Below are 12,654 nucleotides of genomic sequence, written 5' to 3' on the forward strand. Positions count from 1 at the left end.
GGAATAGCGAGACAGACGAGACCCCGCACGAAGCGAAGCGAAGGAGGAGGCTCGTCGCTCGCCCCGCGGAAAGCGAATGCTAGAGCGCTAAATCCGGGAAGTAGCTTTTATAATTTATTTGCAAATTATTAGAATGACACTTTTTCAGTGCCCTATACTGCGATCCTGTGTGGTCATCCTCTCAAGCAATTACTGCAGGAGCAAGATCTTTTCTGCGACGAGCTTTGCGCAGGAGCAAGATCTTTTCTGCGACGAGCTTTGCGCAGGAGCAAGGGAAGCGGTCGCATGTAGCGGAAATCAACTTGTTCATGGCTTAAAAAAATTATTACTTTCTTATTCCGTTAAGAAAAGCGCAAGCCTAGAAGAAAATATACTATTACAAAGGAGGTTATAGAAATGACGGAGCGTGTAATATCGAGTGAAGTTTCTGATTTTGATGAGCCGTTTGAGCAATCACTACGACCACAATTATTATCGCAATACATTGGACAAGATAAGATCAAACACAATTTAGAGATTTTCATCCAAGCAGCCAAAATGAGAAGTGAAAGTTTAGATCACTGTTTATTGTATGGACCTCCTGGACTTGGTAAAACTACACTCGCAGCTGTAATTGCAAATGAAATGGATGTTCAAATACGAATGACGAGTGGACCAGCTATTGAACGACCAGGAGATTTGGCAGCTATAGTTAGTTCCCTTGAACCAGGTGATGTTTTGTTTATAGATGAAATTCATCGCTTAAATAGATCCATTGAAGAAGTGCTCTATCCTGCGATGGAAGACTTTTGTTTAGATATTGTTGTTGGAAAGGGTCCATCTGCTCGCAGTGTTCGACTAGACTTGCCACCATTTACCTTAATAGGTGCGACGACAAGAGCAGGATCATTATCAGCACCACTTCGAGATCGTTTTGGTGTATTATTAAGGCTAGATTTTTATGATGAAGAGGCTTTAACATCCATTGTGGTTAGAAGTGCAGAGTTATTTAATGCTTCGATTGATTATGAATCTGCTGGGGAAATTGCAAGGCGTGCAAGAGGAACTCCTCGAATTGCAAACCGTTTACTAAAACGGGTGAGGGATTATGCACAAGTTCGAGGAAATGGACATATTTCAATCGATTTAGCTAGAGAAGCATTAGAACTTTTGCAAGTTGACCCAAGAGGTTTGGATCATATTGATCACAAATTAATAACAGCAATGATTGAACGTTTTAGAGGTGGTCCTGTTGGTCTAGACACAATTGCGGCGAGCATTGGAGAAGAATCGACAACGATTGAAGATGTGTATGAACCTTATTTAATGCAAATTGGCTTTATCCAACGATCTCCTAGGGGCAGAATAGTATCCTCGCTCGCTTATGAGCATCTAGGATTTCCATTGCCAAATGAAAAAGACAACTTGTAAAGGAAGTAAGTTATATGAGAGTAGAAGATTTTGATTTTGATTTACCAGAAGAGTTAATCGCACAAACCCCACTTCTGGACCGGACAAGCAGTAAATTGTTAATTGCGGATTATCCAAAAAATTTATATAAACATGAAACATTCTCCGCTATTCTAGGTGAATTAAACGAAGGCGATTGTTTAGTTTTAAATGACACAAAAGTAATGCCAGCTCGTTTAATGGGAATAAAAGAAGAAACAGGTGCACATGTAGAGGTTTTACTGCTAACTCAGATTGAAGGGGATCATTGGGAAACGCTAGTGAAACCTGCTAAGCGGGTAAAAGTAGGAACAAAAATTACTTTTGGTAGTGGTTTATTAACAGCAGTATGTACAGAACTGAAAGATCACGGCGGAAGAATATTTAAGTTTGAATACAATGGCTTGTTTTTTGAAGTGTTAGATCAGTTAGGTGAAATGCCATTGCCTCCATATATTCACGAAAAATTGGAAGATAGAGACCGATATCAAACGGTATATGCAAAAGAACAGGGATCTGCAGCTGCACCAACTGCTGGTCTACATTTTACAAAGCCACTTTTAGATGAAATACATGCAAAAGGTGTTAAGATTGCATTTGTAACTCTTCATGTAGGACTTGGTACATTCCGACCTGTTAGTGTTGATTCGATTGATGATCACGAAATGCACTCGGAGTTTTATCGCGTTTCAAAAGAAACTGCACAAACGATTAATGAAGTGAAAGAAGCTGGTGGAAAAATTGTTGCAGTGGGAACAACCTCGACAAGAACTTTGGAAACTGTCGCTACCAAGTTTGATGGGAAGATAGAAGAGGATAGCGGTTGGACATCGATATTTATTCATCCAGGGTATGAATTTAAATGTATTGATGGGATGATTACTAACTTTCATCTGCCGAAATCTACTCTTGTTATGTTAGTAAGTGCTCTTACCTCTAGAGATTTTATATTAGCCGCATACAAAGAGGCAATTGAAATGCGTTATCGCTTTTTCAGTTTTGGTGATGCAATGTTTATAAAAGGAAGGAATTATTAAATGACTGCAATAACATATGAACTAATTAAAAAAGATAAACAAACAGGAGCTCGCCTAGGCATAGTACACACTCCACATGGTTCTTTTGAGACGCCTACATTTATGCCAGTTGGAACACAAGCTACAGTGAAAACAATGTCTCCAGAAGAGATTAAAGGAATGGATGCTGGGATTATTTTAAGCAATACCTATCATTTATGGCTACGTCCAGGACATGATATTATTCGCGAAGCAGGTGGACTGCATAAATTTATGAACTGGGATCGTGCCATTTTAACAGATTCCGGTGGATTTCAAGTATTTAGTTTAAGTGACATGCGTAAAATTGAAGAAGAAGGTGTTCATTTCCGCAATCATTTAAATGGGGATAAATTATTTTTAAGTCCTGAAAAATCAATGGAAATTCAAAATGCATTAGGTTCGGATATTATGATGGCATTTGACGAATGTCCTCCGTACCCAGCTTCATTTGAATATATGAAAGCGTCTGTGGAGCGAACATCACGCTGGGCAGAACGTTGTTTAACAGCACACACAAATACAAGCAATCAAGGCTTATTTGGTATTATCCAAGGGGGAGAATATGAAGAATTGCGTAGACAATCCGCAAAAGATTTAGTATCATTGGATTTTCCGGGTTATGCAATTGGTGGTCTTTCTGTAGGAGAACCAAAAGATGTGATGAATCGCGTACTCGATTTCACGACACCTATGATGCCCGAAAATAAACCACGTTATTTAATGGGTGTTGGTTCACCTGACTCTTTAATAGATGGTTCTATTCGTGGAGTGGACATGTTTGACTGCGTGCTTCCTACACGAATTGCTCGTAATGGAACATTTTTTACGTCAAAAGGTAGACTAGTTATAAAAGGAGCTGCGTTTGCTCGTGATTTTGGACCAATCGATGAAAAGTGTGATTGTTATACGTGTCAAAATTATTCTAGAGCGTATCTTCGTCATTTGTTCAAAGCAGATGAAACATTTGGTTTACGTTTGGCCTCTTTCCATAATCTTCATTTCTTAATGAATTTAATGAAAGATGTACGACAAGCAATTCGTGAAGATCGATTACTTGATTTTAAAGAAGAGTTTTTTGAAGAGTATGGATATAATAAACCAAATGCAAAAAATTTCTGATTCTTGTATACTATAAATAGATAAAAAGGAGGGGATAAAATACATGGCAAATTTAACAGGCTTATTGCCGATTGTTGCAATGTTCGCAGTGATGTGGTTTTTCATCATACGACCAGCACAAAGGCGTCAAAAAAATACGTCACAAATGCAAAATAATCTAAAACGTGGAGACCAAATTATTACTGTTGGTGGTTTACACGGAAAGATAGATGCAGTAGATGATACAACTATTTTTGTAGTAGTAGCAGATGGTACTCGTTTGCAGTTTGAACGCGTAGCAGTTGGACGAGTTATCTCGGAGCAATAATAAAAAAGAACTTACTCAGAATTTATGAGTAAGTTCTTTTTTATTGGGAACAGTAATTATGAGGTGATAGGATGAACGATATTCTCATCATTATTATTCGTACTTTTATATTATACTGGTTAATCTTAGTTATCCTTCGATTAATGGGTAAAAGAGAAGTGGGAGAACTGAGCATTTTTGACTTAGTCGTTTTTTTATTGATGGCAGAAGTCGGTGCTTTTGCTTTGGATGATCCTAAAAGCAAGTTTTTACATGCGATTTTACCAATGTTAATATTATTGGTCATTCAAATGGGTGTATCTTATATTTCTTTAAAAAATAAAAAATTTCGAGATTCAATAGAAGGAAGACCATCAATAATCATGAAAGATGGAATCATCAACGAAAAGGAGATGAGAAAACAACGATATAATTTAGATGATTTACTACAACAGTTAAGAGAACAGCAAATTGGATCAGTACAATCTGTTTCTTATGCTTTTTTAGAGACTTCTGGACATTTGTCTATCTTTAAAAAAGATAGTGAACAATTTGTCTTTCCACTTATTATAGATGGAGATATTCAACAAGATCATCTTCAAAGATTTGGTAAAGACGAAAAATGGTTGAGAGAAGAACTAAAAAAACGGTTAATTGACGATGAAAAAAAGATTTTTTATTGTAGTTATGAAAATGACGAATTATATATTCAACTTAAAACTTCTTTTTAGAGGTACGAAGTATTTGTAATATAACGTTGACTTCTTTTCTTTTTATTTGTTTAAACAAGACTAATCCAATGGTTAAGTAAAGCAATGTAATGAAACAATCCACTATTAATGAGCGTTCTCCAATAGAGAAGAATAATGGCCGTGAAATAATTGTAATTAAGAAAATCACATAAGGAAGAGCGAAAAAGGAGAAGCCGATTTGTGCTTCTTTTTTCAGTTTTAACGAAGCAATATGTAAAAATGAAGTGATTAATACTCCAAAACCGATTGCAACGATTGCTCCCTTTTCTTGAATAGAAGCTTGTGAAGCAAGGAAAAATAGTAAAAGTAATTTACCAACTCCACCATAAAGGGAATTTAAAAATGCAGCTTTGGAATTGTTTAGTGCTTGTAAAATTGAGAACAATGGACTTTGAATATAATAAAAGAAAAAAATAGGTGACAAAATTTTCATATACGTAGTAGCATTTTCAACGTGAAACAAGACAGAAACAAGTTCTCCACCGTGTAAATAAAACAATGTCGCAGCGTAACAACCTGTTAAGGTAGAGAATTTTAAAGATAGATGAATTCTTTCTTTTAATAAAGAATAGTTTCTCCTTGCAAAAGCATCACTAACTGCTGGGATTAGAACGACAGATAGAGCATAAGGAATAAAAGAAGGAAATAGTAATAATGGTACTAAAACCCCCGAGATAACTCCATAAAGGGTAGTTGCTGCCACACTTGCTATACCGGTTATTGCTAGAGCTTTGATGAAAATAATGGGCTCTAAAAACCATGTAAAGGATCCAAATAATTTACTACCTGAAGATGGCAGAGCGATAGAAAAAAGTGGAGAAAGTGGATATGCACTTGAAGCTTTTTTTATAGTTTGCTTCGCTTTCCATTTTACATATTTCCATCTCAAGTAAAGTAAAGACGCAACTTCTCCTAGTAAAGACATTCCCATTGCATAAGCAGCTGCTTCCTTAGGGGTAGCTGAAGTAAGAAGAAGGGGTAGTAAAAAACTAATCAGCAGAATTCGTATTATTTGTTCCAGTAACTGAGAAACTGCCGTCTCTTCAATTCTTGCTATCCCTTGAAAGAAACCTCTTAAGATTCCACCTGCCGCAGCAATTGGTACAATTGCAATACATACATAGAGTGTCATTGTAATGGCATCATTTTTTAATAAATTTTCGGAGATAAATGGTGTGACATAAAGGAAAAAAGGAGTAAAAGCTAGAATAGATATTATAGTAACAATGACAGATGTTCGCATGACTGAGAAATAACTCGAAACAGCATTTCTTGTTCTTAATTCAGCAATAATTTTGGACATTGCTATAGGGATTCCGAGCTGAATTAGAGATAAAAAGAAAATGAAAGCAGGATATGCAGTCATATAAATGCCATATGCTTCTTCTCCGGTTAAACGGACAAATTGCATGCGATAAATAAAACCTAAAAATTTGGATAAAAAAATGGCTAACATTAATAAAATAGATCCTCTTAAAAAAGTAGACATATAACACTTCCTTCTCAAATACAGGAACTTCGTTTACAATTACAATATGCTTACTACTTGGTACATTATTCTTTAAATGGAGTGTGGTATTTTGAAAATCACTTACGAAGAAATTTATTTACATGTACTACCTGCTTTAGAAAGTAAGAAAAGTGAGTTTGAAGTCTATCAATATAAAACTGTTTCTGAAATGGATATTTGGAATTTTTGTATCACAAAAAAATGGAGAAAGAAGGTTGTACCAGAAATACCTCTATATAATATTGTGAATGATATACTTTCTATATCACCAGCAGAGTTTATGACGTTTGAACAAATCGAAAACTCAAAAACATCTAACTGGTTCTCAGAAATCAATCAAGAAGAGTTGCAATTATTATTAAATTATAAAAATGAAGAGCAATGAATTGATTCGCTAATTGACACTGAGCGCATCGTGTTTCATAATAAATATGTTGCGTTTTTTGTAGTTACAGAAAATATACACTTATCTATTTAGTTATTGTTTAGCTCCAGAAGTTATCCAATCGAAGTAAAATTCCTGTTTCATGAGGTGGTTGAGGAACTACCTCCTCATAAACTATCATTTACTTGCATTGGGTAGTAATCTGCAGCTTCTTAGGAGGAAATATACATATGAAAACTAGAGGACGCATAGTAGCATTTTTGTTACTCATCGTTATTTTTGCAGGGACAATTAGTCCAACTGTTGCAGGTGTCTTAAATAACATCAAACTTGGTTTAGATTTACAAGGTGGATTTGAAGTTCTTTATCAAGTGGAGCCTTTAAAAGGTAAAGAAGACCAAAAAATTACGGAAGACGTAGTAAAAGATACGGCAGCAGCTCTTAGTAACCGTATTGATGCATTAGGTGTAAATGAACCTAGCATTCAAGTTGAAGGTGGAAATCGTATTCGAGTTCAACTTGCTGGGGTAGAAGATCAAAACACAGCACGAGAACTTCTATCTACCGAAGCAAATCTTACTTTCCGCGATTCTGATGATAAGATAATGCTCGATGGGAATGATTTAAAACAAGGTGGGGCAAAAGCTGCTTTTAATCAACAAGGGCAACCTATTGTTACACTTAAACTAAAAGATGCAAACAAATTTGCGGAAGTTACTTCTGATATTGCAGCAAGACCGGCGCCAAATAATGTTTTAGTTATTTGGTTAGATTATCAAGATGGAGATTCATACGCTAAAGAGATATTAAAACAAAAGCCTAAATTTACATCTGCACCTAGGGTATCACAACGAATTAGTTCAGACAGTGTTGAAATTTCAGGTGCATTCACTGTTGAAGAAACAAAAAGCCTAGCAGGTATATTAAATGCAGGTGCATTACCTGTTCATTTGGATGAAATATACTCTACATCTGTAGGTGCACAATTCGGTTCACAAGCATTAAGTAGTACTATATTAGCAGGTATTATTGGGATTGCGGCGATCTTTATTTTTATGCTTTTCTACTACCGTTTACCAGGTTTAGTCGCTGTTATTTCATTAGTTGTTTACATTTTCTTAATTCTTGTAGTATTTGATTGGATTAATGGAGTATTGACTCTTCCAGGTATCGCAGCAATTGTCCTAGGTGTTGGGATGGCGGTTGATGCCAACATTCTGACCTATGAGCGAATAAGGGAAGAGTTACGAGTTGGTAAATCCGTTAAAACAGCATTTGAAACCGGAGCAAAAGAGGCATTCACAGCTATTTTTGATGCGAATATTACAACACTTTTAGCTGCTGCAGTGTTATTCTACTTTGGGACAAGTTCTGTAAAAGGGTTTGCAACATTGTTAATTATAAGTATTTTAGTCGTTTTCATAACAGCAGTATGGGCTTCGAGAATATTATTAGGATTACTTGTACACAGTGGATATTTTGATAATAAACCAGGTTGGTTTGGTATTCCGAAGAAACGTATTCATTCTCCAGAAGAGGAAGTGGATACACTTGACTTAACTACTAAATTTGATCGTTTTGACTTTGTTCACAATCGCAAAATTTTCTATACATTATCGATTGCCTTAACAGTCGCAGGTATTATTTTCTTAAGTACATTTAATTTAAACTTAGGAATTGATTTCTCGAAAGGGACTCGAGTGGAACTTCAATCGACAGAACCATTAACGAAAGAGTTTGTAGCCGATAAAATTGATAAAATTGGCTTGTCTTCTGAAGATATTGTTCTTTCTGGTGATAACAGTAATATAGCAGTCATTCGTTACAAACAAGACTTTACACAAGCAGAAATAAAAACTTTAAAAACGGAAATGACTAAACAGTTTGGTATAGAACCAAATGTAAGTAGTGTATCTCCGACGGTAGGTAAAGAGCTTGCAAAAAATGCAATATACGCGCTCCTTATTGCAGCTTTAGGTATTGTAATTTACGTAGCGTTCCGTTTTGAATGGAGAATGGGGTTTGCTTCCATTGTTTCATTATTACATGATGCATTCTTAATGGTATCTATTTTTAGTATTTTACGTATAGAAGTAGACATTACATTCATTGCAGCAGTCTTAACGATAGTCGGGTATTCGATAAATGATACAATCGTTACATTTGACCGTATTCGAGAAAACTTACATCGCAGTAAAAAGATTACATCAGAAGAAGAACTTGCAACAATTGTGAATAAGTCGTTAAGACAAACACTCGGCCGTTCTGTGAATACAGTGTTAACCGTTATTTTAGTAACCGTTGCACTTCTAATATTTGGAGCAGAAGGCATTCGAAACTTCTCAATTGCTTTGCTAATTGGTTTAATCGCTGGTACGTATTCTTCTATATTTATCGCAGCCCAAATCTGGTTTGATTTAAAAGTGAAAGAATTACGTAAAACTGGTGGAATTGAAGTGAAAAAAGAAGAGAAAAAATGGGGTTCTGATGAGCCGGTAGTATAATTTATTTGTAAGGTGGATGGAACAGGGTATATCATGTATATATTCTGTTCCATTTTTTATGAGAATTTAGAGGGGTGTTAAAATGAAGTTTCAATGGTCGTTATTATTTGGTTTATTATTTGCTATTATTATTTCTATATTTGCTGTCTATAACGTAGGTGCTGTTCCTGTCAATTATGTATTTGGAACGTCAGAGTGGCCGCTTATCTTGGTCATTTTAGGTTCTGCACTTTTAGGAGCTCTACTGAGTGGTTCTGTTGCAATATACCGCTCATTTGTGCTGTCACGTAAAGTTAAACATTTAGAGAAAGAGTTGAGAAAGAAAGACGCTTCTATTGGTGTACTTCAAAATGAAGTTGTTGCACAGCAAGGAAATCGATTAAGTGAGTTTGAGGATTCAGTGAGTGTTAAAGATGAAAATACAACGATCTAAAGGCTAATAAAAAGTTGCTCTTCGAATTTATCGCTTTGGACGCTTTCCAGGATTATGTCCTCACAAATTCCAAGAGGGCGATGGACATATATTCGCCACAAGATGACCGAAAAAAATGAATCGTGAAGTGACCCAGTCACTTCACGATTCATTACTTTAACGGTAATAACGTTGCCAATGCTTCGTCTATAGCACCCCGAGATAAGATGCTCTTAAAGGACGCTTGCGCTTTTCTTAAAAGATAAGAAAATATATATGGATTATCGTCCTGCGAAACCAGTGTTCCAGTGTTCATATTACTTTAAGAAATAAATAATACCGTGGATTTCTGTTTCAGGTGGACGCGTTCCGCGGGGTGAGCGATGATCCATCACCGTCGCTACGCGTTCGTTGTGATGGATCATCTGTCTCACTCATCCCCGCCGCTACGCGTTCGTTGTGATGGATCATCTGTCTCACTCATCCCGCTGGAGTCGCCACCTTTCACTACAATCCATTAAGTGAGTAGTACCAAATGTAGGGCCATAACCAACGTCCATAGGATTTAATTGTCATCTATATTACTATGCAATAATAAATCGTCACATACATACTAGTTGATTGGAGTGCAAGAGAGGGAAGGAAGGTTATAGGCGTCTCTTCCCAGAGGCAACGCCTTTCTTGACCAATATCCTGTTGGCCAAGGAGACTGAAGCCATGCTCACGATAAGCATCCACCGTAACGGAAAGAAACGCCATTCATATGCAACTCTTCTTGAAAGGACCGGGCGTCTTTTTGCCTGGTTTTTCTTATCAAGCTATATACTTCTTGTAGTATAATAAGTATTAAGGAAGTGAAAAAATGATTCAATCAAAGAAAAGATGGAGTATTTCAAGACCAGATGAACAACTCGTTTCCAATTTAGAAAATGAGCTTTCTATACCTAGAGTGTGTGCAAAAGTTTTAGTATCTAGAGGTTTTCAATCAGTACCAGAAGCATCTGATTTTCTACATTTAACGGAAGAAAATATACATAATCCATTTTTACTAAACGGAATGGATCAATTAGTAGAGCGAGTCCATAGAGCAGTCGAACAACAAGAAAAAATTATGGTTTATGGTGACTATGACGCCGATGGAATTACAAGTACGACGGTTATGATGATTACGTTATTATCTATGGGAGCAGACGTTATTTTTAAAATTCCTAATAGATTTATAGATGGCTATGGACCGAGTGAGCGATTATTTCAAGAAGCATTTGATGAGGGAGTTAAACTAATAATTACAGTCGATAATGGGATTTCTGGGATCAAACAAATCAAGTTTGCAAAAGATCTTGGGATGGACGTTATTGTTACAGACCACCATGAACCAGGGGAAGAACTCCCGGTAGCAGATGTTATTATTCATCCTAGTCTTACGGGAACAACTTATCCATTTTCACATTTAGCTGGAGTTGGAGTGGCATTTAAAGTAGCGCATGCTTTGACTGGAGAAATCCCGACTGAGCTATATTATTTAGTTGCCATAGGTACGATAGCAGACTTAGTTTCATTAACCGATGAAAATCGTTATTATGTACAGCAAGGCATAAAACAAATGAAAAGATCAGGTTCTGTAGCTATAGAAGCACTAGCTAATGTTAGTGGAATAGAAGTTGCATCGATAAGTGAAGAGACAATCGGATTTATGTTCGGACCACGTATAAATGCGATAGGTAGGTTAGGTGATGCTTCACCAGGAGTAGAATTATTTTTAACGGAAGATCTCACTAATGCTTTATCGATTGCTAACTTGTTGAATGAGAAAAATAAAGAACGTCAATTAATAGTTAAACAAATTACAGATGAGGCTGTAGAAATAATTGAGAATGAAATTAATCTGGACGGGCCAAGTGTGATTATTGTTGGTAAAAAAGATTGGAATCCAGGAGTTCTAGGGATAGTTGCTTCAAAGCTAGTAGAAAAATATTATCGCCCGGCAATTGTTTTAGGTATCGATGAAGAAAAACAAATTGCAAAGGGATCAGCTAGAAGTATAGATGGCTTTCATATGTATAAGGAACTTTCGAAAAATAGTGATATCGTTCCTCATTTTGGTGGACATCCTATGGCTGCAGGTATGACATTTCCTCTTGAAAATTTAGAGGAATTAAAAGATAGATTACAAGCTCAAGCGAAAGAATGTTTGAATGAGGATCAGTTAACTCCAATTGTTTTAATTGATGTACCGCTTGAAATGCATGAAATTACAACAGATGCAATTGAATCATTACAAAAACTTGCTCCATTTGGAATGGATTTTGCAAAACCGATCTACTGTATTGAAGAGGTAGAAGTTGCTTCTGTTCGAAAAATTGGATCAGCGCAAAATCATGTGAAAATGGAACTTAAACAAGGTTCTAGTAGTTTAGATGCAATTGGTTTTGGTCAAGGCGAATTAGCAGATGAGATCTCGCCATCAGCAAAAATTTCATTCATTGGAGATTTACAAGTAAATGAATGGAATGGTCGTAAAAAACCTCAATTAATGATTCAAGATACTAAAACTAATGATTGGCAACTGTTTGATATTAGAGGTATTCGTCAAGTAAACCGCTGGCTCCCAATGATCTCTAATGAAAAATGTGTCTTTGTAGCTTTTAATAAAGAAACTATTTCACATTTTGAAACATTGATTCAAGAAAAGGTTTGGCTATTTTCCGATATGTTCGAACAACAAATAAAATCGGAATATATAACTCTTTTAGATTTGCCTTCAGATGAGTCATTGTTGAATAAAGTTTTAGAATACCATGATTGGTCTAGAATCTATGCACATTTCTACTCATCCGATTCTACCTATTTTGAAGGACTTCCTTCAAGAGACCAATTCAAGTGGTATTTCTCCTTTTTATCAAAACGAAAATCATTTGCGTTAAAACAACATATCCAAGAGCTATCTAAACATACTGGTTGGAGTCAAAACACAATTAATTTTATGTCAAAGGTGTTTTTTGAACTAAATTTTGTTAGAATAGACAATGGGATGTTGGTTATAAATGATCATCTGGATAAAACAGATTTATCTGAAGCACCAGCTTATAAACAACGATCGAAAAAGATAGAACTTGAACAAAAGCTATTATACGCCCCGTATATGGAGCTGAAACAATGGTTTGAAGAGCGAAAAGCAGCAAACCGTTCCTGAGGAGGAG

General features: G+C 36.0%; 10 protein-coding genes. 9 read left to right on the plus strand and 1 reads right to left on the minus strand.

What is annotated here, in order from left to right; all coding sequences use genetic code 11:
• The first annotated feature begins 396 nt into the window (after positions 1 to 396).
• From ruvB to ACFVR1_RS10735, 5 genes are all read left to right on the plus strand, one after another.
• The gene (ruvB, locus tag ACFVR1_RS10715) at positions 397 to 1,410 is read left to right on the plus strand and encodes a Holliday junction branch migration DNA helicase RuvB (RefSeq protein ID WP_387583921.1); all 1,014 of its coding nucleotides are present in this window, start codon (positions 397 to 399) and stop codon (positions 1,408 to 1,410) included.
• 14 nt (positions 1,411 to 1,424) lie between these two features.
• Positions 1,425 to 2,465 (plus strand): tRNA preQ1(34) S-adenosylmethionine ribosyltransferase-isomerase QueA, encoded by a 1,041-nt coding sequence (queA, locus tag ACFVR1_RS10720; protein WP_387583922.1) that lies wholly within the window; start codon positions 1,425 to 1,427, stop codon positions 2,463 to 2,465.
• On the plus strand, positions 2,466 to 3,605 hold the full coding sequence (gene tgt / locus ACFVR1_RS10725) for a tRNA guanosine(34) transglycosylase Tgt (protein ID WP_387583924.1): 1,140 nt from the start codon (positions 2,466 to 2,468) through the stop codon (positions 3,603 to 3,605).
• A gap of 43 nt (positions 3,606 to 3,648) precedes the next feature.
• The gene (yajC, locus tag ACFVR1_RS10730; protein WP_387583925.1) at positions 3,649 to 3,912 is read left to right on the plus strand and encodes a preprotein translocase subunit YajC; all 264 of its coding nucleotides are present in this window, start codon (positions 3,649 to 3,651) and stop codon (positions 3,910 to 3,912) included.
• A gap of 71 nt (positions 3,913 to 3,983) precedes the next feature.
• Positions 3,984 to 4,622, plus strand: coding sequence for a DUF421 domain-containing protein (locus tag ACFVR1_RS10735; RefSeq protein ID WP_387583926.1), 639 nt, complete (start codon positions 3,984 to 3,986; stop codon positions 4,620 to 4,622).
• Here ACFVR1_RS10735 and ACFVR1_RS10740 read toward each other — a convergent pair.
• Positions 4,606 to 6,132, minus strand: a complete 1,527-nt coding sequence (locus ACFVR1_RS10740) for a putative polysaccharide biosynthesis protein (RefSeq protein WP_387583928.1) — start codon at positions 6,130 to 6,132, stop codon at positions 4,606 to 4,608. The genes ACFVR1_RS10735 and ACFVR1_RS10740 overlap by 17 nt on opposite strands.
• A gap of 91 nt (positions 6,133 to 6,223) precedes the next feature.
• On the opposite strand from ACFVR1_RS10740, the gene ACFVR1_RS10745 reads away from it, so the two are divergent.
• From ACFVR1_RS10745 to recJ, 4 genes are all read left to right on the plus strand, one after another.
• Positions 6,224 to 6,538 carry a post-transcriptional regulator gene (locus tag ACFVR1_RS10745; protein WP_387583930.1) on the plus strand — a complete coding sequence of 105 codons (315 nt, stop codon included), beginning with the start codon at positions 6,224 to 6,226 and terminating at the stop codon, positions 6,536 to 6,538.
• Between the two features lie 230 nt (positions 6,539 to 6,768).
• Entirely contained in the window at positions 6,769 to 9,042 is a 2,274-nt protein-coding gene (gene secDF / locus ACFVR1_RS10750; protein ID WP_387583931.1) for a protein translocase subunit SecDF, read from the plus strand.
• An 82-nt stretch (positions 9,043 to 9,124) separates the two neighbouring features.
• Positions 9,125 to 9,475 (plus strand): LapA family protein, encoded by a 351-nt coding sequence (locus ACFVR1_RS10755; RefSeq protein ID WP_387583932.1) that lies wholly within the window; start codon positions 9,125 to 9,127, stop codon positions 9,473 to 9,475.
• Positions 9,476 to 10,316: 841 nt separating this feature from the next.
• A complete protein-coding gene (gene recJ / locus ACFVR1_RS10760) occupies positions 10,317 to 12,647 on the plus strand; it encodes a single-stranded-DNA-specific exonuclease RecJ (RefSeq protein ID WP_387583934.1) in 2,331 nt (776 codons plus the stop codon).
• Positions 12,648 to 12,654 lie beyond the last annotated feature (7 nt).

The sequence above is a fragment of the Psychrobacillus sp. NPDC058041 genome (genome assembly GCF_042885655.1).
In the GTDB taxonomy this organism is placed as follows: Bacteria; Bacillota; Bacilli; order Bacillales_A; family Planococcaceae; genus Psychrobacillus.

Coding starts and splice junctions, on each gene's coding strand:
- ruvB (WP_387583921.1), top strand. CDS start 397: ATGACGGAGCGTGTAATATCGAGTGAAGTTTCTGATTTTGATGAGCCG.
- queA (WP_387583922.1), top strand. CDS start 1,425: ATGAGAGTAGAAGATTTTGATTTTGATTTACCAGAAGAGTTAATCGCA.
- tgt (WP_387583924.1), top strand. CDS start 2,466: ATGACTGCAATAACATATGAACTAATTAAAAAAGATAAACAAACAGGA.
- yajC (WP_387583925.1), top strand. CDS start 3,649: ATGGCAAATTTAACAGGCTTATTGCCGATTGTTGCAATGTTCGCAGTG.
- ACFVR1_RS10735 (WP_387583926.1), top strand. CDS start 3,984: ATGAACGATATTCTCATCATTATTATTCGTACTTTTATATTATACTGG.
- ACFVR1_RS10740 (WP_387583928.1), bottom strand. CDS start 6,132: ATGTCTACTTTTTTAAGAGGATCTATTTTATTAATGTTAGCCATTTTT.
- secDF (WP_387583931.1), top strand. CDS start 6,769: ATGAAAACTAGAGGACGCATAGTAGCATTTTTGTTACTCATCGTTATT.
- ACFVR1_RS10755 (WP_387583932.1), top strand. CDS start 9,125: ATGAAGTTTCAATGGTCGTTATTATTTGGTTTATTATTTGCTATTATT.
- recJ (WP_387583934.1), top strand. CDS start 10,317: ATGATTCAATCAAAGAAAAGATGGAGTATTTCAAGACCAGATGAACAA.